Raw genomic sequence first — 23,721 nt, forward strand, 5'->3', positions numbered from 1 at the left:
ACTGCGGTACGGTCAGCGGTCGTCTATGCCGCTGACCGTAATAGGCTTAGAACAGGTTGCGAGTGTCGCTCCTCGGGTCGGCTATCACCTGATAAGGGCGGTAAAGCTCAGCACGCGCTTTTCGTCGCCACGGTCGGGCCGGATTATCCGGGTCAATTGCAATATCCGCAACGGTGATCGCGACTGCACCGTCTGCCTTGCACAGTGCTTTCCATTGACCGTTCGGTGCAGCGATTCCTGAAGGGGCACGATGCTCTGCGGCGCATGGGCAGCATAGCCGATCCAGTACGCGTTGCTGGCCGAATGCCCCAACACCTCGGCGGCAAAACCTGGTGCAGCGGAAGGCGTGTCGCCAGTGGTTGAGAACAGGACGCAATCTACTTCAAGCCGCTCATACTCGGTGAATATCTCCGGATAATGCGTTTCCATTCCGAGCGCGCAGCCGAAGCGGACGCCGTCAACGTCAAAGGTCAACTATAGTGCTTATGGTTTGCATTTTGACCTCTTGTTAAGCCCTGACTGGGATATCCACCAACAGCAGCCCCGGTTTCCCAAGCGGTAGCTGCTTTACGACGTCTCCTTCTGGATTTAGAACAGCGGTCGGTCCCAGTGATACGCGACCGTCGCGTTCGCCAGAGACATCTGCCGATACAAGCCAAAGGCCAGTCTCTCGACATCGGTCACCACGTACAGAGTTGTGGGCATCTCTGAAGATTTCTGCCCTATCTCTTCGCATCATGTTGTTTGCGGGACAGACGATAAGCGTTGCGCCACAATCAGCAACACGCTGCGCCGCTGCAGGGAAGTTGGTGTCATAACAGATGTTTATTCCGAACTTCAGACCGCCTGCGTTGAAGACTGGTGTGTCCGCACCTGCGGAGAAGGCGCTTTCGCCCGGCAGAAGATGCCGTTTTCGGTAGCAACCGACCGTGGTCGCACCTTCTATGACCACAGCGCTGTTGAACAACTTGCCCATCGACACCTCGATGAAGCCCATGACAATCGTAGGTCCGACTTTGGAGAAGCGTTTCATCAGGTCGTTGAAGTGGCTGGAGGAGACATCCAGCGCAACTCGTCGTGCGGAAGCTTCGTCGGTCAGATACCCTTGGAGGTATCCCTCTGGAAAACAAAGTAGACTTGCACCTTCGGCTTTCGCCTGTTGTGAAAGCTCGACGGCAGAGGACAGAGCGCCCTCAACATCGTCTCTGTACTCGGCAGTCTGAGCGGCTGCGATCCGGACGGCTCTCATGTCAATGCTTTCTGATCTTAACTCTAGCACCACTGATGATCAGCTCAAAAAGAGCGATGTTCAACCAGTATCAGAGTCGACTCCTTCACGCTCTCCTGGTAATGGTCCAGCATGTTTAGATCGATACGAATAGAGCGCTGACCTTCTGCTTCCGTCCCTTGCGACGGAAGGTCCGCCTGTGTCCTGCGTATCGACCGGAAGCCTGAACATGCTCCAGAAGCGAATCCCCATCCTGAGGCCCAACTCCTACGACCCCTTCTCTGCTGGAGAACGGAGGTTCGAAATACGACAGATGTGCCTGGCCTGACCCGAAGGAAGGCTTCGGACAGCATGCTTTCGGAAATTGACGATCTGAGCGGACCATCAACGAAGGCATCGAAAGCGACCTTCGTTAAAGATTTGGATTCATGTCTTCTATGAGCGCTGCGCGCTATGACGAATTCTGAGGCTTGCGGTCGTCACTTCGTTGCACCGTTAGCGGTGAGGACCTCGATAAACGATCCATCACCCGTTTCCTTTGCGAAGGAAAGAGCGGTTTCGCCATCGTGCCCTTCTGCATTCGGGTCAGCGCCGTGCGCAAGAAGAGCGGCGACGACATCCGGACCATTCTGCTGGTTGTTTGCCTGCATGATCAGAGGGGTCCATCCTCTTTTGTCGCGAGCTTCGACATTTGCGCCTCGTCCCACAAGGAGCGGAACGGCATCCGGATCGGTGACAATGTGCAGAATGGTGACGCCCTCATCGTTCACAGCATTGATGTTTGCTCCATTTGCAAACAGGAGATCGAGCACTTCCTTATCCAGATACATGTCGAGGAGGTGTACGGGCTGGAAACCATATTGGTCCCTGGAAACGGCAAGTCCAGGATTGGCCGTGAGCATCGTTCGAACCGTTTCCACTTTGCCCATATGAACGGCATCGTGGAAAACTCGCACCGCGTCGCCATCCGCCGCGATAGCTGAACCGATGCCAACTCCCAGAAATGTCAGAAGTCGATGAGCCCAGCGAAACACAGTTACCTCCTTGGATATTCTCTTAATTGCACGCGGGAATTTGACCTCCGGGGAATCCGAACCGCCAGTTCTCAGGTGGAACGCCCGAGACCGTAGTCGTCACGTATCCATTCGGCGAGGGCCGGAGATGGAAGCAAGCCAGATTTTTATGGCCACCAGCTATTCACACGGCAATTTATCGGCAACGAACCTAAACTTTTCGGCGGTCACACCTGTCAGCGTCGGCATTTCCCAATCGAAGAATCTATGATCATCAATTGCATAATTAATTAGCGGTCGAGTGGGGTACAGCTCTCCGAGGGAGAACTCAATATTAGGAACGACCTCAACTTTATTTGCAACTCGGAAAGATGATTAGACACAGGTTTTCTGCCTTAGGAATATAGTACGTATTACTTCCGCAGGAACTGACCGATAGCAAATCCAGGCGTTCATCAGCCCTCAGGCATAAAGCTCCGGATCGTCGTTGACGCTGAAGCCTATTCTGCCATCCTTTCGAAACTGCGTGAACAGTTCGACCATATGAGGGTGGTTTCGAAATTTTTGCGCGAGAAACTTCAAAACTGCACCGAGCGGATCGTCGGCATGATCGTTTCTGTAGCTTACAATGCCATTGGGTGTGTGGACGTATTCCTCATGCTCTGGGTTCTGAATCAAGATCGCATCCGGATAGATCGGTAACCTCATGTCCTTCTGATAATCATGGGCAAGGCATTCAAAATCCCAATACATCAACGCAGCTTCATAAAAATCGTGGGGTTCGGCATCATAGGGCTCGTCAATGAAGTCTTTGAGCCCGACTAGGCCAGAAATATCCTGTCCTTCATTTTGCTTAGCCATGATGATGTTTGCAAGTTTTCCAAACAGCTGAGTAACCCTACGCTCTCTTTCGAATTGCGAGAGAACGATTTGCAGTAAATACCCTCCGTCACGGTTTTCCCTGAATTCCTGATATCTAACGCGTGCGCGCTCCCACTTTTCGTCTTCACTTACATCATTCGGCATAGGGGTTCTCCTTCCCCCTAGCCATTTCAGATATATATTAACTTTTTAACACCTCGGGGAACCGAAGCGCCAACAGAATAAAGTTAGTATGAATGACTCGGTTCACTGCTAACCAAATACTTGTGTCGGCAGCTAATGGAGGTCCCATGCACAGAAATAAGTCGACGAGACTGAACTCCAGCCTCCCTAGAACAGATGACATCAAAGCAAAATTTTTGCTTGGTTGAGCAGGCAGGCATTCCAAGAAATTTCGCCATTCCTCCTGATCGGCAACCAACTTTTGGGGCAGCGATGCAAACAATGACTTTGCGGACTCATCAGCGTCGCTCAATGTGCCGCCTGTGGCAGCTAAAAATATTCTGGAAATCGAGACGTGGATATGTCGGACGAGCAATGGTTCGTTCGAGACGTCAACAATCAAGCACATTTGGTTCACTAGCGCCTTTAGCGTATTAATAATGCGTTATGATGAGTCGCGTCGCCGTCGGCTTCAATATCAATTTTACACAATTACCCACAGGCGGTAGGCAAATTGGAAGTTCTTAATCAGAACGAAGAGGAAGCGTTAGCAAACATTCTCTCGATTTGACGCCCGGCGGATGTTGAAGCGAGCGTGCGGAACGATGGAACGTTGCCGAGCAGGTTTCCCCAACAAAAGGGTGCCCCATCAAGGGCAATATCTCGGACAATGGACACATCTACCATACTCCATGGTCACCCTGGTACAATCGCACCAAGGTCAATGTGAAAAAGGGTGAGCGGTGGTTTTGTACCGAGGCAGAAGCCATCGAAGCTGGATGGCGAGCACCTTATTGGGGAAAGTAGTTCCGGCAGCCTATCTAAATTCCGAACTCGTACGATAGCTTTCCGCGACCGATGAGGGTCTCGGGACAACGATTAACTGCTACGGTGTTGCAGGGACCTCCTTTCGACGGATACGGATTTCGATCCTTCGTCTGCTTTCCACGTCACCAGCCTGGCCGGTTGTCATGGTATCGCCAGGCAATACAAGTTGAGCACCAGACATTGGAAGGACGGAAGCCCCAGCGAGTTTTGGATCGCGCTTTAAAACATTCGCGACAGCGATGGCACGTGCCATGCCGAGGCCTGCATTGTCAGCCGGTACAATCGCTGTAACCGGCTTCCTGCCATCGACAACGTCGATGACGGACTGGTCGAAGTTGGAACCGGTTCGTGAAATCGGTTGCTCATCGGTGTGTCCTATAACCTCGATGATGTTGACCTGATACCGCTCCAGACTTTCGGCAATCTGATCAGCAATTGAACCACTTAACTTCGCCTCGAACTCAGGGGCAAGCTCAGCGCTGCCAGAGCGAAAGAAATAACCACCGGCTTCGCTCAGATTAATAATCGGGGGCCATTCATGAGGTTTGGAGGTCTCCTGAAACCCTTCAGCAGCCAGAAGCTCATCAAGCCGCTGCTGGAGCGCGGGAGCGTCTTTCGAGGGCAAGTCAGCATTCTCCAAGACCTCGATGATCCGCTTTAAATCTGCGATCTGATTAGGGCTCAGTCCCTGTTCCTTATATCGTCCGAGGGCATCGCGGGCATCTACCAGTTCACGCCACTCCTGCTCAATCTCGGCCGCTTGTGAAGCAGAGCCGGTCAGTGCGGCAATCCGAGCCAGCATCGCTTCGACCTTCTTTTCGAGATCGGACTTTTCTAGGCGCTCAGACGATAGGTCGTCTTTCACAGTTTTCAGTTCAGCTTGGATGATTTCCAGTTTTCGAAGCGCATCGGCTGTCTTTTGGCGTTCAGCGGAGATGATGGCTGCGGTGACCAAGAGAAGGCAAAATACTAGGAGCAACATGGACTCGGCCATGGTCAGCCCCAGAATGAGACCCCGATTATATCCTTTTTGTTCCGACTTGGCGGCGGGTTCGTTCATCACTGCCATCGTAGGAGTCGCCTGATCCCGGAGGGCTCATCTGTAGACGCTTTATCTGAAACGGATGCCGTGGTCGCGGTTGAGGACGGGAATGGTGCTGCACCGTCGCCAGACGCCGTGTGCGCCTCGACATCGACCAAAGCAGCGCTGCCGTTGTATATGGCAGCAGCTGGCTCCGCATTGAGGCCAAGCGAAAGCTGCGGATTTGCAGGTTGCGAATAGGCCGGAAGCTGCCGCTCCGGCTGCGTTGCAGGTGGTTTGGCGAGGTCCGCGATTTTCTTGTTTAGGGCCTCAATCGATCCCTTGATGTCCCTTGCTGCCTCCTGGATCGGCGTCAGGCTCTGCGAAAGTTGTTCAGGAAGCCGCTTCACAGGCTCAAGGGCTGTTGTGAAGAGTTGGGGGAGACCTTCGAGAGCCTTCACGACGTCAGCGATCTGCTTGGCTTGCTCATCACCACGAGTGGCACTGGCTTCGTAAGCTTGTTTTTGTTGCGCACCCATTTCCTGCAAAGCCTCTACAGCAGGCTTCAGCTCCACCTTCAACACTTCGTCCGGAGGCGTGATCTTGCTCATGTTTTCGGCCATGGCCTTGATAGATGATTCGAAACCATCGACCAGGCCCGCGATGCGCTTCGATGTTTCCAACAGATCGTTAGCCGCTCTGTCGGCTGAGGCGTTAAGTGCCGCAGATCGGTCTTCAAATACCTTCAGGTTCTGCTGGCTGATCTCCGCCAGTTTAGCCGATGCTTCTTCAATTGGTTTCACCGAATCCCGTGATAGGGTCTCGATGGCTGATTGGATCGCGGCACCGGTCTTTTCCGCCTGGGTCGCAATCTCTTCGAAACCCTCAAGCAGCATCTGGCTGCTTGTGCGACGATAGCTGGAAAATTCACGGGCAGATGAATCGAGTTCTGAACGAACCCGACGGGTCATTTCGGCCAGTTCATGCCGAACGGATCGCTCGATATCGACAGGGTCGCGGCGCATCTGGTTGAACAGGATACGGAAAGCAATGCCACAGATCGTAGACGAGACGGCGATGCCGAAGTTACGTACGATTTCATCGATAGAAGAAGTACCTGAGAAACGGAATAGGGACACTCCCAAGCTGGAGAGTGTGAATAGGAATCCCATATAATAGAGATTGTCACCGGCTTGCTCGTTGTGAAGCCGCATGCCGTTGAATACCAGCGAGATTGCTAGGTAGATCACCATTATGGTCATTGGCACCGCAGTAACCACATAGACATTCCAATCCAGCAGCTTTGCAGACCATATGAATAAGATGCCCGTGATAGTCAGCACGCTGAACAAAGCCATTGGGCCATGCTGCGCCAGCCACACTGAAGTCTTTTCTGCCTTCTTCATTGTTCGACCCCTTGCAGCTGTATGAAGCGTGTAGAACTTGCGCCATTGGCTTTCAGCCACTTTGCCCAGAATTCGGAGAGATCGGTTGCTGAGAACGAGACCCCAGGCCGGACGAACTCCCAGACTTCCACAGCGACGTTGTCGAGTGGTGTCCGGAACGTTTGAGGCGCAGACGTGGCTTCGAACTTGTCATACGCGATGCCAGTTCGATACATCGAGAAGATCGACGTATGCTCGATTATATCGGACGCAACGATCAGGCGTTTTGGCAGCTTGGCATAGTCATGATTTCCGAAGGCTTCCAGGTTAATAGTCTGGATTCCCGCAAGGATCGGAGACTGATCGCTAGAGTTCCCGGTACCGATGCCTTCAGAAATCTTTTTTAGAGGAGCGTCAAAGCCATCTTCCCACCGTTTCTGGACGAAACGGGGATTGCTTATCAATTCGTCGGCCTCGTCCCCGCTGCCCGGATTGCATCGGATAAATACCTGGTTCAGTTTTCCGGCCTCATCCGTAAGCTCATAAATGACGATCTGCCCGCCGACAGGTATGCTGTCCTTCAACTCTCCAAACCGATTTCGCAGGTCTTTCTCAGTGACCGGCGAAATGGGGTCGCTAACATCAATGAGCACGGCTGTGATCGACGTTGGGCTCGTTATCGGGCAAAGTGTCGTTTCATCGAGCGCGACTTGGTTGCTGGCTTTGAAATAAAGAAATCCGAAACCACCTGCTATTGCTGCCGTCAGCAGCAATAGCAGGGTGCCAAGCAGGATGGCACCGATAGACCCGTTAGTCTTGCGTCGTTTGCGTCGAGCCATGTCACGCCTCCGGGAAAAGGCTATCGAGCTGACGATAACGATTTGCAGCAGTAGAGAACTCCTCGCCAATCTTCTCCATCTGCTTGGTAAGTTCTTCTTGAGCCTGCGCAATGCGCTCTGCTAGGTCCTTGTCGTTCCACTCCGCCACAACCTCGGTTGGCTTCAACCGGTCCATTTTGTAAGACGTTGAAAAATATTTCGGCTCCGGTTCTGATCGCGTGGCCCGGTTGGCGTCTCGATAGATCGTCAGAAGGGTGTTTGCTGAACGCTCAAGCTGGTTTTGATGCTCACGAAACAAGTCTGCATTGCGAGCCCGATGCGCGATGATCGCCTGATGTTCTGCCCGGCGCTGACTGAGATCACGAATTATCAGATCGACCTTCTCATTGTATTCATCCCGCACATCCTTCAGGCCGTCGATCAACTCTTGCTTCCGCTCGATATAGTGCTGGCGGGCTAGGCGAACCCTCTTCTGCGTTGACGAAAAACCGGGATAGGGGTCTGTCATATAGTAACCGTCCGCCAATGCTCCGACCGAAAACAGTAGTCCCACGCCGAACAGCGTCCAGGATTTCACGTCTTCGAGACCGAACGGCTGGGTTTTAAGGCGGGTTATGACCTCTCGACCGACATCCGAAAATGCAACTTCCGACAACTCTCGGTAATGAGCCAAAGCCAGATTGATGGCGACAGCTCCCACGACATAGACACCTACGCCAACAAGCCCTGCAAGTTTGGGAGGCCACGACCGCTTGACTATGTTCCGAACCACAAAAATCGCAAGCAATACTGCGATGCCAACGTTCAGGAAAGCGAAGGCAAAAGCTTCCACAATGCCTCCCACCAGTCCCTGTTGGCTGCCCTTCGCGAGGAAAACCCCATTCACGATGGTTTCGAACAGGAGGATGAAGATCAGAAAGCTCACTTTGAGGAACATGTAAGATGACGCGGTCTCCTTGGCCGCGCGCTTGAGGCCGTGTACCTCTTTAAAGTGGGCCAACTCATCTTCTGCCGTCTTCAAATCGCGGCGAAGTCCATGGAGTTCATCCTCCCCCATCGTGACTTCCGCCTTGAAATCGGAAAGGCTTGTGATGTTCGCCTGCCGAATTAGGCCGAACTGCCCCTCAAAATCCAAGTTGCGCAGACGGTCCGCAAAGGTGTGGAATTGATCTTCCAGCACCTGATAAGATGCCTTCTTCTCTTCTTCCACTTTCGCGACGATCCGCTGCTCGATCTCATCGAGCGCACGAGCCGATTTTGCGGGCCGGTTTTGAGCCCCGTTCGCCTGGCCGTTCCCGGCAAGGTCAAGGCTATCGCTCACCTTCCGAATATCGAAAACGGGGAATATATTCGTCGAAGCCCGAAAATCATGGTTCGACGCTCGAACCGATCCCCACAGCCGATTCAACGCCTCAAAACGTGCTGCCATTGCAATGCCCTACGCCCCCAGAATTACAATTTGCAACTAGTAATGGACGCTGGGATCAGCCACCAGATAAAAATGCGCTTAAACGTATGTAATCGGCACGATTATTCCAAGGCGAGTTACTCACCCGAGAAACCTCGGGGCTTCCTCGGGTGACGCGCCTGGAACTGCCTAGGTATCCAGATAACTTCTATTGTCGGCGAAACGCATCGATCATTGCCTTGGACACGTCCTGTGGATAGCATATTGGTGCGTACCCACCCGGCTTGGAATAGGCACTCCTTTTCCCACATCGTCGCCCCCCACGGTCAGTATTATACGGGCAGGCGCACGAGCTGGGATAGTTCGCAAGAGATTCAGCGATGATGCGCTGGATGATTGTGGAATCGGGCACAGAGGGTACTGGCTTCTCTCGCGCCGTTTCCTGCGCTTCCTTTTTCGAGGGTTTTTCATCACCCGGCTTTGGTCTGTTAGCGAGAAACCGAGAAGCTATCCAACCGTCCCGTTGGGTGAGTTGGTCTTTGATGTGGGACCATTCGCCGGACTCTTTGATCAATAGAACCTGTCGCCCATTGTCGAATCGATCAATGATTGCGTCGCCGGTGGAAGGACCCGAGCGAAACGCGACACGGTTAGCCGCAACAAATCGTGCCGGATAGTTTTGAGCTGGCTCCAGTTTCTCGATTTTCTGTCCATCCGCAGGGTTGGGTTCGGACGCTGTCGTCGTAGGAGCCAAGTTTGAAGTTTCGGTACTGATCGTCTGGGACTGTTTTCGCTGCTCAGCGATAGGCGACACATTTGCCCCGCCGCCTTCGTTCCCACCCGGGTCGTTACCCAGCATTCGGCCCAAGGCAAACAGAACAAACGCCCCTATGATCCAATACCGCTTCCGCATATCTCAGCCCCCGAAAAGACTTTGACGTAGAAGATAATTTCCGACAAGCTTAACGTGCAAATAGAAGACACATCACGTTCATGTCGAATTGGGTCGATTGCCTCCAGTCTACAGAAGGAGCCACAATGGTAAGTGGATGGGACAAGTCACCAGGACCGGACAACGATTATGCCAGCGTCGGTCCGACGAGGATTCAGACCCTACGGTTTATTGCTCTGGTACTGGTGCTTGTAGGTGGTGCCGCTCTGCTGACCATGCGGTAGCATTCGAGCTGGTGTTGAAACCCCGTCAACGGATATCTAGCACGTCACACTGTTGTGAAATTTCGCGAGTGGCTTTCCAGTGCTCGATCCGTTTAATGTCGAATGTTGCGAAATAGCCGAGATATCGTTGGGGCCGCGTAAGCGGTACCAAATCTTCTTCACTGCATCCCCGGGCTCTCGCCTCCTCGTTGCGGGCTTGTAGGTCTACTAGCCGCCGGATGCCGGGCTCGTCGCCTTCGATTTTCAGAAGTTCTGAGCGCGCCCATCGCAAATTCGCATTGTTGGCATCACGTAGTACGACCTCGGCAGCAAGATTCGTGTATCGTTTACGCAAGTCATTGTGCTCTCTGGCCTTTTTCTCGAAGCTGAATAGAAGGTCGAGAATGCTTGCTACGCCGACAAGTGCGGTCAAAAATGTGGCGATGAAAGGCTGAGAAGCAAGCAACAGAAAAAATGCGCTCGTTGCAGACACTGCCGTGGCGAGGACTGCCGTGTTGTGCATCCAATCATAAAATGCCCTGAATTTTTCGTGATACCGACCCGACTTATGAATTTGAAAGTCGACGTCGTAGTATTCACCGTCCTGCCAGGTATCCAGTGCGTCAGTCCTTCTTCGGGCGAGGCGGCTTATCCCAGTTGGTCGTCTTTTGGACACGACCGTTTTCCTCATTTATCTGCCGCTGCCGTTCTTCACGCTCGCGACGTTCTTCCCTCTGCCGTTGTTCCCGCTCCTGCTGCTCACGGCGTTCCTGATCCCGATCTGCCAAACTTCTCTCCTGTCGTAAGATTTGTGGAACACTATCACTTAACCTGAAATTGTGAATAGGCACCCGCTATGGTGTCAATGTCGCGGGTCTCAACCAAAAGGGAATAATTGACGTTAGAGGATGAGTGATGCGCGACTCTGGGAATTTAGGTCAAGCCGGACATACCGGTGAATTATGGGATCACAAATTGCGGCTTCATTGTCCAAAACAGCAGAAGAAGATTCCAAGATTGCAGAGAAAGTCGCCGATACAAGAGGCAACGTTAGTGGCTCCGGCATGTCAATGTGAATTATGAGATTTCAGACTTGGAGCACCCAGCCACGCCTAGTATGGCTAAGAGAGAGGCAACAGGAAAACGACGATGCCCGCTGTTTATGATGGAATCCAGTTTAAGACACCCCTCGAAGCTCGCTGGGCTGCGTTCTTCGATCTCGCGGGCTGGGATTGGAAAGTTAACCATGTCCCAGTCTTCAACTGGTCACCGGATTTCCGAGTGACTTTTCCGTGCCGCCACTCGGAATGCAACGGGTCGCACACGTTGCTCGTTTCGGTACTGCCGATAACTGGGATCGAAGATGCACAGTCTCATCCCGCATTATCACATCGCTATGGGATAGAAGGTCCTGACAGTGAGGTGCATCCTGAAGTTGACGCGGGCGCAGTATTCGGCATGTCGCCTAATATCACGAGATGGGAATTCTCTCACGGTGCCGGTGGTGGATTGTTTGATGTAAACTTCTTTGTAGAAGATGCTAATGCACTTTGGGTTCGCGCCGCCACTTTAGTTTCCTGACACCGGAGTGCGGTATTTGTTTTTTGTCCTGAAGGATCAACCGTAGCCATTGTAGATGTATGGCTCGTTCACTAGGTGTCGCTATCGGGCACCTGAGTGTGCCCATAAGCGGAAGCGAAATACAGCTATGAGTTGCTCAAACAGCAGCGAGCGCGACCCAAAGTATCAATTCATGTGAAGGCGAACCGATGACTGATAACATCACCGCGAGAATCTTCTTTTCGTGGCAGAAAGACTTGGATCAAACAATCACCACCAAGGCAATTCGCCGCGCATTGCGCGACGCAGCGTCAGTGATCGAAGAAAGCCGGGACCTGACAATAGAAGTCGTAGAGGCGACGAGCAATTCCCCAGGCTCGCCTTATATTCCCTACGAGATCACAGACAAAATCAAATCGGCCGACATCTTTATCGGCGACATCACGCCCGTCAGCGTGATGGACAGTGGGAAAAAATGCCCGAACCCAAACGTGACGTTCGAGCTTGGCACCGCCGCTAGCCTGCTAGGCTGGGGCCGCGTAGTCATGCTGCTCAACACTGCGTTGTCTGATTTGAAAGAGCTGCCTTTCGACTTTGACAGGCACCGTATATCTCCATTTCTCGTTCGATCCGATGCAAACAAGAGCGCAGATATTGCCGACCTTCGCGGGCTACTGGTCGATGCCATCACGCTCATCATCGATAGCGACCCTAAGACCCCGCGAGAACTCGAAGGGATGTCGGAAGGGGAAACGAAGCGGGCGCGGGATTTGGAGAATATCCGCTGGTTCCTGAACAACATGAACTCAGCATACCTTGACTCCCATATAGAGAATATGCCTGACATATTGGATGCTGAGGCCATCTGGGTGGCAGACGGACTAACACCAATCACGAGAAGCTCGGATTTCAGGCTTTACGACGCGGATATCGAACTTGCGATGCGTGGAATCCAAGAGAGCCTCTCCCGGACTCTCGCTTTTGATCAATTCTACAGGGAAACAGCGAGCTGGCGGCGACAAGCGTTTGGCAGGCGGCCGCATGATTTCCGGGATAGTGAGGAGGAGACCGAGGCGTACGGGGCGATCAAGACCGCGCGAAACGAGCTTTTCCAGCATCTACGGCAGTTCGTGCAATTACTGCATGAGCGATATATCGAAATCGATATCAACGAGACCAATCGTGAATGCGCGCGTCGCTTTTTGGCTGCTCACAAAGAGCTTTTCGACAGTGAGCGATAGGACGCTGTAGGTGAGTCTTGTTGCGCGCTCCTGCTGCTTCGGCACTCCGATGAGGTGCTGGCCCGCTAATCTTTCACATTTCGTTCCGTCGTCTCATTGAGACGACGGACTCTACCAAATTTGGAGTAAATCCGAGGTTTGGATCATCGTCATTTATATGGTGCAAGCGGTGTTTTTCATGACCGGGACATTTGGTGAACACTTGCAATGTCGTTGAGCGGAATTTTGGTCAAGTTGTTTGTCTGTCCGCGCGTCTGATGAGAATGAAACAAGCACGCAACGAAGGTTTGACTCATGTCAGCGGCGTTAGGCTCGAACTGATCAGACAGTTTTTATTAACCATATTTCCAACGCGCAAACTTCCCCCGCTAGACTCGCGGTACCACCCCTGGCTATCTTCTGTCCCAGTTTCAAACACGGAGCCCCACGATGATACGCATCGTCATTCTAGGAAAGACCTTCCTCAGCTCCATCTGACGTAAAGACATCGCGTCCTTTACCTCCGGATGGGCTGCCACCCATGTGCGCCCAGGAGGTATCTATGCGCCCATCAAAAAATGTGTTGCACCATGTGTTGGTGCGTCGTGCCATTCTGAACGAATTGCGCTCCGGTGCCGGAGAGGACATTCGCTCCCGATTTGAGGTGTTCCAGGACACCGGATCGGACGCGGATAAGCAGGCAATCGTCGGGATGCGTACGTCGCGATGGTAAGCAATCCCCATTCCCCCACTCTGATTGACGGCGAACCGATGCTGTGGGTTGAGCCGCTGCGCCACGAGGGTGTGCGTAACGTTACTCCTAAGCACCTGTTGAACACCAACGGTTCGAGCGTTTTCAATAATCGCGAGGTGCAGCACGAAAGCGGCACCGAAAAAAAGGTCGCTTCGGTCCTTAAGGCACGGCCTGGCGTCGTCGAGGTGCGCTCGCAGTGGAAGACTGTCGAGTATCGCGACCAAGACGGTGTGCTTCACAAACACACCATCGACTATTGCGTCCGTGATACAAGCGGCCGTTGGGAGGCCGTTGCCGTCAAACAGGAGAAGAAGAGGGCAGAAGTCGAGGCCGTCTTCAAGGGTATGCTGCCCGAGTATCGTGATCGTTTTCATAAACTGACGATCATGACCGAGCAGGATGTTCCTTGGTGGGTCGTGCGCAACGCCGATAGCATCCTGTTTTATCGAGAGTTGCACGACGACCATCACGTTCAAACCCTGCTGGATGAGCTTCAGCAGCGAGCCAAGACCAAGGTGTGCTTCTACCAGATGTACACGCCTGGCATGGACCGCCCGTCTCGCACCGCAGCGATATGGCGGCTGATCGATCTCGGGTACCTAAAGCCCGACCCGGGTCTCATCAACGAGCTGACCTGGTTCACGGTCGAAATCTAATCGCCCCTTAGCCAACAACCCATTCCATCCCAGCCACTTCGAGCCGCTTTCGGAGCACGGCGAAGCTATGTCCAAGGAGGACAACATGACTGACAACTCTGACGCCAACGGCAAGCTTGAACTGCGTCCCGTTCCGGAAAGCACACCTTCAATCCCCCTCATGACGCCGAGCGACCGTTTCGTTTATGAGGGCACATCCCTCATTGCGATTTCGTACCGCGCGACGGATACATTGTTCTTTCACGAGAACGATCCGATGACGTACAGGCGCATCAAACATACCGAAATCGAACTCGCAATCGATGAGGGTCGTGCGCAGTTTTACCCTGGGTTTCATACCAAGGTGGGTTCGAAGGCTTACGAGCGTTTCGGGAACAAAAGCGTCGATGACTTCAAACCTGACGCTGTCGCTATTGCTCGCTACCACGAATTCCTCATCTTGGAGCACCGTGCCTGGTGCGCCGAGGTAGGGGAGTATGTGCCCCGCAGTCTGAAACCAGCAGCGGAAATGCCTGGCGGGCGTTCATTGGAAGAGCTGTTGCTGAAGTGGACCGTCGAATATCAGCTGCTTCAGAAGGAAGAAAACGAAGAGACCGGGAAAGTACGAAAGAAACGTGCCGGTAAGAAGACCAACGGCTTTGAAGTGCCAACAGTTCGCAGCTTCAACTCTTACGTTAGCAAATATGAAAGCTGTGGAGACGATGTGCGTGCACTCATTCCCCAGCAGAAGGGGCCGAAACGCCGTCACCTGCAGGTCGAATGCGCCGAAAGCTATGCGATCTGGCGGCAGGCTGCTGCCGAATTTGCTTCGAAACGCAAAGTACCTATGTCCAAGGCGCGGAAAATCGCGAACGCCCGCATCCACGAAGCCAACAAGGCGCGAACTGAAGACCAATCCAAACTGATCTTTGTCGAGCGTAAGCGCTTTGAGAATATGATTAAACAGCTGAGGGCCTTCGACATTCTCGCTGCTCACGAAGGCGAGCCTTACGCTCATGCAGTCTACAAGCCGAAAGTGGATTCTTATGACGTAGTGCGCCCTGGTGAGCGGGTCGAATTCGACGACTGGAATGTCGATTGCATTACCCTGATGAAGGAAACCGGCGTCTGGTTGCGTCTTCCTGCCAAATTTCAGACCGTCCTGGAAAAAGCCGCAGCAGACAAACCCCAGCGCATTTGGTTCGTGGGCGCAATTGACGCCGCGACCGGCATGCCTTTGGCGCTGAAGGCAACCCGAAAGCCTTGTGCTTCCGCCGTAGTTGAGGCCCTCGAAATGGTGATGTCGGACAAGACGCACATTTCGAACCTGGTGGGTGCAAAGACGCCTTGGGCCGCAAAAGTGCGACCGGAGAACGTATTCACCGACAACGGGACGCCTTACATCGCTGACATCACACGCGATGCCTTCCTCATGAGCAGCGTATGTCTGACCCGACCACCAGCGGGGCAAGCATGGAAACGACCATTCATCGAATCGCTGTTCAAGACATTTGCGAAAGACTTGATGTCGTATTTCGATGGTCGCACGTTTTCCAACGTTGTCGAACGACGCGACTACGATTCCGTCGCCAATGCAACCCTCATCGTCGACGAGTTCATGGTGATCGTTTATCGCTGGCTTTGCGATGTGTTCGTAAACACGCCCAGCGCCCGCCTGAACGGATTGACGCCCTATGAGGCGTGGGAATTGAAGAAGCGCACCTATCCGATGCGACCAGTTCCTGGTCGACACGAAAAACGTCACATCTTCGGAGTGAAGATGGACAAGACCATCGGCAGCGGAGGCATCGTCCTTCACGGCATTCCATACAACTCCGATGAACTCCAGTCGTACCGCCGTAAGCACGGTTCGAAGAAGCTCTTCCCAGTCCGCTACCATCCTCGCGACCTGGAATCGATTTCCGTCCACACTGAGGACGGATGGTTGACCGTCGGAAATTGCATTGGAGTACCTCTCTATATTTGCCTTGAAGAATGGTACTTGGCCAAAAAGGAACTTGAGCGGCTAAATGAAGAGCGATCAGCGCGCTCCGCGCCCACCATGTATGACGGCATCAACTGGGTACACAGCGTCGTAGATGCTGCTGCTGTACGTAGCGGTATTTCCCCCCATATGCGCAGTCCCGAAGACATGTCTCGCGCCACTGCGAGGCTCTTCGAAGGCCGCGCCATCACGAAGGCAGAAGCTGGTGAACTGGCACTTCTGGCAACGCCTGCTCCTCAGGCGACTCCTTTGCTTCAGGGGCGTGTTGAAGAGCTTCCTGCTGAAATCCTGGCCACGAAGACCCCGAAAAAGAAGGCTGTCGAGCCCGAGGTCCCCATCATCCCTGAGGTAGATGAGGCTGTTGCCGACATTGATGAGGACGACGAAGATTCCCAGCTCGGAGATTACAAGTAATGAGCAATTTCAGCGACATGTCCATTGAGGACCGCAAGCTCCATATGGAGCTGCAATACTATCTTCAGCTCAAAGACAGGGAGCTTGAGGACATGGTAACCGATCTCGTCAATAACGCGAAGCGCTGCGAGAGGGGAGGCGGATCGAAAGATCGTATTCTCTTCGTAATCGGGCACTCTGACACTGGCAAAAGTACCGCCCTCGCACGCCTGTTCAAACGAATGGAAGCGTTTCAGCCATACGAGGATGAGTTCGGAAAGCGCGTGGTTCCGTTGCTGAGTATAAGGTGTCCGCCCGACTGCTCACCCAAAAGCTTGGCCGACACCGTTTTGAACAAATGGAATCTGTACGCTAAAGCCAACCAGAATGCGGTTTCGCGGTGGGCTATGATTGCCCGGCAACTGCAGTTTAGAGGGATCAGGTATCTGCACTTCGATGAAATGCAACACGTGAATACAGGTGGGACTGAAGGCGCGATACTGCAGGTGCAAGATTTTGTGAAGGGCTTAACGGAGATCGACGATTGGCCGCTTCACTTGATCCTTTCCGGTACGCCCAAGATGAAACGCTTTATGGAGAGCGATGAGGTTGCCAATCGAGCGAAGGTCCAACGCTTCCATCTCGTGAAATCCACAAAGAAAAACGCGGAAGCTATCGGCAAGGTCGTGCGCCAAATCGTGGAAGACGACGCAGGGCTACAGATTGGGTGGACTGAGGAAGACGAGCTGATTGCCCGGCTGATCGTGGCGTCTAAGGGTGCATTTGGGACCATGATCAAGATTACCCAGAAAGCGTGTTTTCGCGTCCTGGATAGCGCCGGGACAAACGTGACCGTTGGGGACTTTGCCGCCGCCTACAAATCCCGTCGCGGGAACCTCGCAGCTGACAACCCATTCACGACTAGCGATTGGAGGAGCATCAATCCTTCGCACTCCCTGTCTGATATGGATTAGGCGGAAGGAGACTAAAAATGAGCAATTCTGGTCGACTTCCATATGTCGTGTTGCCCTTTGACGACGAGACGGCGGAGAGCTTTGTAGCGCGGTTGGTGTGGGCGAATGGCTTTCATTCTCTGGGAGAGTTTTGCGACTTTACCGGTACCCGCCAGGCCGGAATCATTGCAATGGATCGCGATGAACTCGCTGCGATAACTCGGTGGAGCGGCGTGTCGGAAGCACGCCTGCAGGCGTTTGCCATCAGGCGAGATGGCATCGTTGCTTTTGGTTCTGCGCAAGTGAAGCGTACACAGTTGAGGGCAACCCACCGCAGGTACTGTCCGCACTGCTTTTCGGACGACATTCGAAACGGGACAGGTCATCCTAGAACCCGCATTTACATGCGGGCAACTTGGCGTTTAAGCGTGATCTCTAGGTGCTCGCGACACGGAGTTCCGCTTGTCGATCTTCCCGAAGATTTTGACACTCTTGATCTGAAAGCCCTTACAGATATCAACGTGAAGGATGCAGTGGCATCTGGCGCATCGCCGCATGATCGGTACTTTTCAGAGCGACTGTTAGAACCACCTGCCACTTCTTATCTCGACACGCTGCCACTCTACGTTGCCGCTGAACTTTGCGCGGTTCTCGGAGGGCTTCATCACTTCGCGGCCGAAGGAAAGATTTCTGATCGCGTGCCGGGAGGCATGGCGAACCCCGAGTGTCTGGCGTCTGGATATGCAATCGCTGCTGACGGGCGAGAGGCCGTCTGGGATTTCCTGACGTCGTACGTCGTGAAGATGGTTGGTAAAGCTTCGAAATATTCGATGGTCTATTCGCTGCCATTGCGATGGCTGCGAGACGAAGCTCCCGACGGTGATTACGGCCCGATCAGGGAACTGTTTCAGGATCACGCCGAGAAACATCTTCCACTTGATAAGGGCGAGACGTTCTTGACCGTGACCAGCCGCAGACGGGTTCACACCGTGTATTCTGCAGCAAAGGAATACGGATTACCTGAAGATCGGGTTCGTGATGTCGTTATCAACCAGGGCGGTGAAAAAGCTGTCATCGCGACGTTCGGAAGCCGGAGCGTCGTTTTCCGCAAAGACGAGACCCACTCGTTGCTGATTGCTGCCGCTTCACAGCTGACAACAACGCAAGCCGCCGAACGTTTGGGATGCGCGATGACGCAAATGGAAGCGTTATTGCACGGGGGACATTTACAATTCTCAACGAATGGCGAGGGAACGGGGCGAGTATACCGATGGGTATCGGTTGACGAGATTCAGAGATTTCGTGACTGCATCGAGGCTCGTATTTCGCCCACCCCAACAGAAGGCGATCTCGTCCCCATACTGGTCACTACCAAAATTTGCCATCGAACGTTCGTTGAAATCGTCGCGCTCATTCTGGATGGCAAGCTGTCCTGTGTTAGAATGTCGGGACCAGTTTTTCGACTCGATAAGATCATGGTCGACCCGGTTGAGATTGACGAGCTTGCCGCTTCACGGTGCGGAGCAGAATTCCTTGATCGCGCAAGCGCCGCAGCTGCGTTGGGAACCCGTCGCGAAACCATCAATGATCTCTTCGATTTGGGCATTGTACCAACGACTGCGGTTCCGCACAGAAAGATCAGGAGCCACATTGTTGTGGTGCGTTCCGACGACTTGGAGGTTTTCTCGCGAGAGCACGTTTTGCTCGATGTGCTTGCGCGAGCACGCGGTGAAGCGGCGGTCTCTTTGCGGAAGAAACTTGAGAAATTGGGCATTTATCCCGCGTATGAAGGAAGTCCAAAGGCAAGTAAAATCTACCGTCGAAGTGACATCGAGCGTGCAGGACTTTGAAACGCCGCTTCCGCTGCATGTTATCACCCTCCGGGGCACTCCTTACCGGGAGCGCCCGAGATCGCAGTAAGCATTTCGCAACGGGTCACCTGTTCGGAGAGGCCCTCATGCAAATTGAGTCTAACTTCCAATTCCTAAAATGTAGGGCGTTAAGAGTTCTGGTAGCGCCAAAAATGGCAGCTATTGCTGTGCACGAAAACTCAATCGTCTCAACACGTGTCGGAGATGCTTTCTCTGTCCGACAATGTCCCCACCAAATCCGGAATATCGCTATAACGGGCAGCACGCTTGATTGCTTTACAAACGCTGCTGAGAACAGGATTGGCGCGTTGCGCTCGCCGGAAAGCTTCCAATGTTCGTTTGTCTACAAGGGTTACGTCGGCATACGCGGAAAGACAGGCAAGATGTATGTCAATCAAATCGCTACCTTTTCGCTCAGGCAGTGGCGGGGCGTATTGTCTGAGCGACGATGAGATCACCCACGAGGGAACTCTCTCTTGGGACACCAAACGCTTTAGGTCGGTAAACGAGACATCCGCAGTGGCGGTTACGATCTTCATTTGCTGTAAAAAAAGACCTAGATCAAGAGCTTGGCCTACTGTCATATCCGTCGCGATGTCACTTTTTTCAACGCCCATCGCGGCCAAGCTTTGCATAACCAAATCGGCGGCATTGTCGGGTAGTCTTTGCCTAGTTTCAATGATCTTCCCAACGAAATCTCTGGCAACGGCTCCAGGATTTCTGATGCGTTTATCGCCATGCTTCGCGATATCGAACGCAAAGCTGCCTTCTATCACTTTAAGCTGACGTTCGAGGTCTTCCTGGCTACGCACTCTGCCGTTCAGGAGTTCACTAAGTGGTTTTGAGGAAAGATCAACGACATTACTGTGGGCGACAGCCACCAGGTTCCGAGAGTGCTCGGATCGTCTGATAAATTCTTCTCTGAGTAGCAGCCAATCATCTGGAGAAGGACCAAGAAGTTCCTCACCAGTCCCCACCCGAACGAGAGTACGCGAAGCCAGATCGCGAACCCTACCGATGCTCGCCTTGGGCTCGGAAAAGGCGGCCAAGGCCTCGGCACGCATGATAGAAGTTATGCTCGATGGGCCCGGTGTCACCGTTCCATCGGATATCCACGCCACAAAAGGCAGTGAGTGGAGAAATCGGAGCCGCCATAAAACCGTATTCTCGTCATTGTGGACACAGAGTTCCTCGATGTGATGCATCGATATCAGAATCAACGTGCCGCTGTGCATAAGCCAGTCTGAAAATTTTTTGGCTCTGTTCCGCTCGCTTTCTTTTGTCGATAGCGCTTCTCTGATCCAATGGGTTAAGTGAGATGTATCAAGTGAAATAAAAGAGGGTTTTATCACGGGCATCAACGCTTTCGCTCACTTGAAGATTCGGCACATTAATAGGGGTAATTCGGCCGATTAAAATTTCGATGCAACTGCTACAACAAATTCCCCGCAATTGCTTTTGAATTTCTACTTTTGCCTGTGGATCGAACCATGAACAAGCTTTTCTTATAGACCGTTTTATTTCAGTTTGGTGACGCAGACATGGTAGGGAGCAAGCTTCAGCATGGGTGTCGCCGAGAACTTTCGCGCATTCCGAGATAAATACCTAATTCCAAAAGATACCGTCAGCTCGATTTCTTATCGATACAAACGTATTACGAGGCAGTTGAACAAGGATTTCTGGGACACGGAATCCGAAGCAGCACACAGCTTATATGTCGGCTCTTATGGAAGAGATACCGCCGCGAAGGGCGTTAGTGACCTCGACGTCTCATTTACCCTGCCGAACCACATGTATCATTCATACAACGGTTACAAGGGTAACGGGCAGTCTGCGCTTCTACAGGCGGTGCGCCAATCCATCATGAAAACTTACCGCTCGACGGATGTGGGTGGTGACGGGCAGGTTTGCGTTATCAAATTTGATGACGGCATCACGTTCGAAATCCTTCCTGTATTCGTTAACACCTCAAATACCTTTACTTTTGCGGATTCTAACGGTGGGGGAAGCTGGCGGGCTTGTGACCCACGTTCAGAGATGCAGGTATTTCTCGCGCGCAATCGGGAAACAAATGGTAATCTGAAAGCTGTTGGCAGAATGATGCGAATCTGGAAACGTCATAATGCTGTCCCCATAAGCGGCATGCTGATCGACACGCTCGCCTACAACTTCATTGGCTCTTGGCAATATCGAGACAAATCATACCTTTATCATGATTTTCTTGCGAGAGACTTCTTGCATTATATGTCGACACGCGATGTAAATCAGGAATACTGGTCTGCTCCCGGTAGTGGCTCTCGCGTCTATCGCAACGGTAATTTCCAAAAGCACGCCTTCACAGCATACCAGAACGCACTTAAGGCTATTCAGAATGAAACCGACAATCAGTTCTGGGCAAGAACCCAAGCTTGGCAATCAATCTTCGGCAGCACCTATCCAGGCTAGCATCGCGGATAATCCGGGAGCGTTGGAAAGTCAGATACGGGAGTGCTTTGGCCGCGTAGTTTATGCGCACAAGACACATGAAAAGGACGGCGATCTTTGTGCACATACACTTCGCAGGCTTAAACTGCTTCAGATTATCGTGTCGTCGATCACCGCGTCAGGTACTTTGGCGGTCCTTCTGGCGGACGAACTTTGGATTAAACTGGGCACCGCCCTCGTCTCTTTATTAGGACTCTTCATAACAGGATATATGAAGGGATTTGACCCAGGTGCGGCGGCTCAAAAACACCGCGACACCGCAGCAGACCTTTGGATCATACGCGAAAGTTATCTCTCCTTGCTTACTGACATGGCTTCAGGTGCAACCCCTTTGACCCAGGCGACAGAGAGGCGCGATCAACTGCAATCGGCTCTTGCAGCAATTTACAAGTCTGCCCCGCATACGACTCCCAAGGGTTACCTAAAAGCACAGGAAGCACTTCAGAAGCTTGAAGATTACACATTCAATGACGGCGAAATCGATAAATTTCTGCCACCTAATCTTAAAAAGACCGGTACGTAGCGAGTTTGGGAGGAAAGTTATCGTGTACCCTTCGCACGATCCCTTAGACATTAGAACACAAGAAATTGAATGATAACAACACGCTGCTAGGACAGCGAAATACCCCTCTGCCAAAACAATACGTGTAAAGTGCGCGCCATCCGACGCCGATACACTTTTCTGAATCTCCCGGTGGGCTATCTGCGTCTTCGAGCTAGTCGGAGATTTCCTTGAGCGTGAAGGAATAATTCCATCTTGAGCAACTCGGACTAACCTAGCACTCGTGGTGAGGCTGTTCAGGTTGTCAAATAGAGCAATTTCGGCGTATTTGCGGTGTGAATAAACTATACCTTATTGATGATCGAGGAGGTATCATGTTCTCAAAGAAGACAGTTTTTTTCTTAGGCGCTGGCGCGGGACATGATTACAATATGCCGCTCGGTAAAGGTCTCAAAGACTCAATCGCATCTAAGCTCAAAGCGGACCCAGACGAGCTGTGGCCCACCCTCGTAAACCCTTTGGGCCTTGCGAGCCACGAAAACGCTCATTCGTATCGGGAAATAAAGCAGCTCATTGCTTCCAACATGGACAAAGCGGAGTCCATTGACAATTTCCTACACACGCACTCAGAAAACCCAACTTTGGTGACCGTCGGCAAGGTAGCCATCGCTGCCTGCATTCTTGATGCTGAGCGCTACAGTAACATGATGCCTGTCGTGCCGAGGGAAACTGATGCCTATATTTTCTCGTTCAGGAGCGAAACCGAAAATTGGTTATCACGGTTTTGCACAATGGCATTTACAGGGCTCGTCGCTAGCGATGCCCACACGGCGTTCAACAACGTGACGATTGTTACGTTTAATTATGACCGATGCATCGAGCAATATATCGTAGGGCATATTGAATCCTACCTAGGCATCAGCGAGAGAGCTGCCCAAGACATTGTCAGCTCCCTGAATATTATCCACGTTTATGGAAAGGTCGGGAAGTTGCCATGGCAATCGGGGCCAGAGCCAGACATCCCTTTTGGGAAAAAGCCCGCTCCCGAACAACTGCTCGTGGTTAGTCAGGGAATCCGGACATTTACTGAACGAGTCGAAGAGGACGATACCCAGCTACGAATTGAGGCCAAACTCGCAGAAGCAGAAATTGTGGTTTTCTCTGGCTTTTCGTTCGGTTCATCGAACTGGGAATTTTTGCAGAATTCCACGCCAGGACCACGCAAGATGGCTATTGCGGGAATGATGGGTATCAGCTCTCCTAATCAGGTAAATATTCAAAACCGTCTCACCTCGTACCTCCATCCTGCTGCTGATGTTTATATCGAACCATACGATGGAGGCTGCCTTGAGTTGCTATACGACTACTCCTCCTATTTTGAGTGATTGCCGCTGAAGAGAGGAATGAGAACGTCGGAACAGCT

The 23,721-nt window shown here is 52.5% G+C and carries 20 protein-coding genes and 2 pseudogenes; 11 read left to right on the forward strand and 11 right to left on the reverse strand.

The genetic code is table 11. From position 1 onward, the window contains the following. Positions 1-46 precede the first annotated feature (46 nt). The 4 genes and pseudogenes from PH605_RS06570 to PH605_RS06585 all read right to left on the reverse strand — a co-directional run. A pseudogene (locus PH605_RS06570) lies at positions 47-474 on the reverse strand (carbon-nitrogen hydrolase family protein); the annotation flags it as partial. A 34-nt stretch (positions 475-508) separates the two neighbouring features. Next, on the reverse strand, positions 509-1,249 hold the full coding sequence (locus tag PH605_RS06575; protein ID WP_142844731.1) for a carbon-nitrogen hydrolase family protein: 741 nt from the start codon (positions 1,247-1,249) through the stop codon (positions 509-511). A gap of 458 nt (positions 1,250-1,707) precedes the next feature. Beyond that, positions 1,708-2,262, reverse strand: a complete 555-nt coding sequence (locus PH605_RS06580) for an ankyrin repeat domain-containing protein (RefSeq protein ID WP_142844732.1) — start codon at positions 2,260-2,262, stop codon at positions 1,708-1,710. 441 nt (positions 2,263-2,703) lie between these two features. Next, positions 2,704-3,267 carry a hypothetical protein gene (locus tag PH605_RS06585; protein ID WP_142844733.1) on the reverse strand — a complete coding sequence of 188 codons (564 nt, stop codon included), beginning with the start codon at positions 3,265-3,267 and terminating at the stop codon, positions 2,704-2,706. A 612-nt stretch (positions 3,268-3,879) separates the two neighbouring features. On the opposite strand from PH605_RS06585, the pseudogene PH605_RS06590 reads away from it, so the two are divergent. Then, a pseudogene (locus tag PH605_RS06590) lies at positions 3,880-4,092 on the forward strand (sunset domain-containing protein); the annotation flags it as partial. Positions 4,093-4,171: 79 nt separating this feature from the next. On the opposite strand, the gene PH605_RS06595 reads toward PH605_RS06590, so the two are convergent. From PH605_RS06595 to PH605_RS06615, 6 genes are all read right to left on the reverse strand, one after another. Beyond that, positions 4,172-5,182: an OmpA family protein gene (locus PH605_RS06595; RefSeq protein ID WP_142844734.1), complete on the reverse strand. Its 1,011-nt coding sequence runs from the start codon at positions 5,180-5,182 to the stop codon at positions 4,172-4,174. Further along, positions 5,173-6,540: a hypothetical protein gene (locus tag PH605_RS06600; protein WP_193559572.1), complete on the reverse strand. Its 1,368-nt coding sequence runs from the start codon at positions 6,538-6,540 to the stop codon at positions 5,173-5,175. Before PH605_RS06600 ends, PH605_RS06595 begins: the two co-directional genes overlap by 10 nt. Next, on the reverse strand, positions 6,537-7,358 hold the full coding sequence (locus PH605_RS06605; protein WP_142844735.1) for a hypothetical protein: 822 nt from the start codon (positions 7,356-7,358) through the stop codon (positions 6,537-6,539). Before PH605_RS06605 ends, PH605_RS06600 begins: the two co-directional genes overlap by 4 nt. Position 7,359: 1 nt before the next feature. Next, the gene (locus tag PH605_RS06610; protein WP_142844736.1) at positions 7,360-8,787 is read right to left on the reverse strand and encodes a hypothetical protein; all 1,428 of its coding nucleotides are present in this window, start codon (positions 8,785-8,787) and stop codon (positions 7,360-7,362) included. Positions 8,788-8,974: 187 nt separating this feature from the next. Next, on the reverse strand, positions 8,975-9,679 hold the full coding sequence (locus PH605_RS25360; RefSeq protein WP_142844737.1) for an SH3 domain-containing protein: 705 nt from the start codon (positions 9,677-9,679) through the stop codon (positions 8,975-8,977). Between the two features lie 288 nt (positions 9,680-9,967). After that, a complete protein-coding gene (locus tag PH605_RS06615) occupies positions 9,968-10,597 on the reverse strand; it encodes a hypothetical protein (RefSeq protein ID WP_142844738.1) in 630 nt (209 codons plus the stop codon). Here PH605_RS06615 and PH605_RS06620 point away from each other — a divergent pair. The 7 genes from PH605_RS06620 to PH605_RS06650 all read left to right on the forward strand — a co-directional run bounded on the left by PH605_RS06620 (position 10,590) and on the right by PH605_RS06650 (position 19,291). Continuing rightward, on the forward strand, positions 10,590-10,727 hold the full coding sequence (locus tag PH605_RS06620; protein WP_161987820.1) for a hypothetical protein: 138 nt from the start codon (positions 10,590-10,592) through the stop codon (positions 10,725-10,727). The two genes, PH605_RS06615 and PH605_RS06620, sit on opposite strands and share 8 nt — an antisense overlap. Positions 10,728-11,070: 343 nt before the next feature. Then, the gene (locus PH605_RS06625; protein WP_142844739.1) at positions 11,071-11,502 is read left to right on the forward strand and encodes a hypothetical protein; all 432 of its coding nucleotides are present in this window, start codon (positions 11,071-11,073) and stop codon (positions 11,500-11,502) included. 188 nt (positions 11,503-11,690) lie between these two features. Further along, on the forward strand, positions 11,691-12,722 hold the full coding sequence (locus PH605_RS06630) for a hypothetical protein (RefSeq protein WP_142844740.1): 1,032 nt from the start codon (positions 11,691-11,693) through the stop codon (positions 12,720-12,722). 705 nt (positions 12,723-13,427) lie between these two features. Next, positions 13,428-14,111 carry a hypothetical protein gene (locus PH605_RS06635; RefSeq protein ID WP_142844741.1) on the forward strand — a complete coding sequence of 228 codons (684 nt, stop codon included), beginning with the start codon at positions 13,428-13,430 and terminating at the stop codon, positions 14,109-14,111. Between the two features lie 85 nt (positions 14,112-14,196). Then, complete coding sequence (locus PH605_RS06640) at positions 14,197-16,509, forward strand: Mu transposase C-terminal domain-containing protein (protein ID WP_161987821.1); 2,313 nt, start codon at positions 14,197-14,199, stop codon at positions 16,507-16,509. Next, on the forward strand, positions 16,509-17,462 hold the full coding sequence (locus tag PH605_RS06645; protein WP_142844743.1) for an ATP-binding protein: 954 nt from the start codon (positions 16,509-16,511) through the stop codon (positions 17,460-17,462). The genes PH605_RS06640 and PH605_RS06645 overlap by 1 nt, the downstream gene beginning before the upstream one ends. A gap of 17 nt (positions 17,463-17,479) precedes the next feature. Then, complete coding sequence (locus tag PH605_RS06650; protein ID WP_142844744.1) at positions 17,480-19,291, forward strand: TniQ family protein; 1,812 nt, start codon at positions 17,480-17,482, stop codon at positions 19,289-19,291. 209 nt (positions 19,292-19,500) lie between these two features. On the opposite strand, the gene PH605_RS06655 is transcribed toward PH605_RS06650, so the two are convergent. After that, complete coding sequence (locus tag PH605_RS06655) at positions 19,501-20,670, reverse strand: hypothetical protein (protein WP_142844745.1); 1,170 nt, start codon at positions 20,668-20,670, stop codon at positions 19,501-19,503. 205 nt (positions 20,671-20,875) lie between these two features. Here PH605_RS06655 and PH605_RS06660 point away from each other — a divergent pair, with 205 nt between their 5' ends. From PH605_RS06660 to PH605_RS06670, 3 genes are all read left to right on the forward strand, one after another. Beyond that, complete coding sequence (locus PH605_RS06660) at positions 20,876-21,757, forward strand: SMODS domain-containing nucleotidyltransferase (RefSeq protein ID WP_142844746.1); 882 nt, start codon at positions 20,876-20,878, stop codon at positions 21,755-21,757. After that, positions 21,684-22,319, forward strand: a complete 636-nt coding sequence (locus PH605_RS06665) for an SLATT domain-containing protein (RefSeq protein ID WP_142844747.1) — start codon at positions 21,684-21,686, stop codon at positions 22,317-22,319. The genes PH605_RS06660 and PH605_RS06665 overlap by 74 nt, the downstream gene beginning before the upstream one ends. A gap of 353 nt (positions 22,320-22,672) precedes the next feature. After that, the gene (locus tag PH605_RS06670; protein WP_142844748.1) at positions 22,673-23,683 is read left to right on the forward strand and encodes a hypothetical protein; all 1,011 of its coding nucleotides are present in this window, start codon (positions 22,673-22,675) and stop codon (positions 23,681-23,683) included. The last annotated feature ends 38 nt before the right edge of the window (positions 23,684-23,721 follow it).

The organism is Agrobacterium sp. CFBP 3001 (genome assembly GCF_027871605.1).
In the GTDB taxonomy this organism is placed as follows: Bacteria; Pseudomonadota; Alphaproteobacteria; order Rhizobiales; family Rhizobiaceae; genus Agrobacterium; species Agrobacterium leguminum.

Excerpts from the sequence above, each read along its gene's own strand:
- PH605_RS06670 (WP_142844748.1), top strand. The coding sequence starts at position 22,673 with ATGTTCTCAAAGAAGACAGTTTTTTTCTTAGGCGCTGGCGCGGGACAT.
- PH605_RS06605 (WP_142844735.1), bottom strand. The coding sequence starts at position 7,358 with ATGGCTCGACGCAAACGACGCAAGACTAACGGGTCTATCGGTGCCATC.
- PH605_RS06610 (WP_142844736.1), bottom strand. The coding sequence starts at position 8,787 with ATGGCAGCACGTTTTGAGGCGTTGAATCGGCTGTGGGGATCGGTTCGA.
- PH605_RS06575 (WP_142844731.1), bottom strand. The coding sequence starts at position 1,249 with ATGAGAGCCGTCCGGATCGCAGCCGCTCAGACTGCCGAGTACAGAGAC.
- PH605_RS06640 (WP_161987821.1), top strand. The coding sequence starts at position 14,197 with ATGACTGACAACTCTGACGCCAACGGCAAGCTTGAACTGCGTCCCGTT.
- PH605_RS06635 (WP_142844741.1), top strand. The coding sequence starts at position 13,428 with ATGGTAAGCAATCCCCATTCCCCCACTCTGATTGACGGCGAACCGATG.
- PH605_RS25360 (WP_142844737.1), bottom strand. The coding sequence starts at position 9,679 with ATGCGGAAGCGGTATTGGATCATAGGGGCGTTTGTTCTGTTTGCCTTG.
- PH605_RS06595 (WP_142844734.1), bottom strand. The coding sequence starts at position 5,182 with ATGGCAGTGATGAACGAACCCGCCGCCAAGTCGGAACAAAAAGGATAT.
- PH605_RS06650 (WP_142844744.1), top strand. The coding sequence starts at position 17,480 with ATGAGCAATTCTGGTCGACTTCCATATGTCGTGTTGCCCTTTGACGAC.
- PH605_RS06600 (WP_193559572.1), bottom strand. The coding sequence starts at position 6,540 with ATGAAGAAGGCAGAAAAGACTTCAGTGTGGCTGGCGCAGCATGGCCCA.
- PH605_RS06665 (WP_142844747.1), top strand. The coding sequence starts at position 21,684 with ATGAAACCGACAATCAGTTCTGGGCAAGAACCCAAGCTTGGCAATCAA.
- PH605_RS06625 (WP_142844739.1), top strand. The coding sequence starts at position 11,071 with ATGCCCGCTGTTTATGATGGAATCCAGTTTAAGACACCCCTCGAAGCT.
- PH605_RS06645 (WP_142844743.1), top strand. The coding sequence starts at position 16,509 with ATGAGCAATTTCAGCGACATGTCCATTGAGGACCGCAAGCTCCATATG.
- PH605_RS06660 (WP_142844746.1), top strand. The coding sequence starts at position 20,876 with ATGGGTGTCGCCGAGAACTTTCGCGCATTCCGAGATAAATACCTAATT.
- PH605_RS06655 (WP_142844745.1), bottom strand. The coding sequence starts at position 20,670 with ATGCCCGTGATAAAACCCTCTTTTATTTCACTTGATACATCTCACTTA.
- PH605_RS06630 (WP_142844740.1), top strand. The coding sequence starts at position 11,691 with ATGACTGATAACATCACCGCGAGAATCTTCTTTTCGTGGCAGAAAGAC.
- PH605_RS06585 (WP_142844733.1), bottom strand. The coding sequence starts at position 3,267 with ATGCCGAATGATGTAAGTGAAGACGAAAAGTGGGAGCGCGCACGCGTT.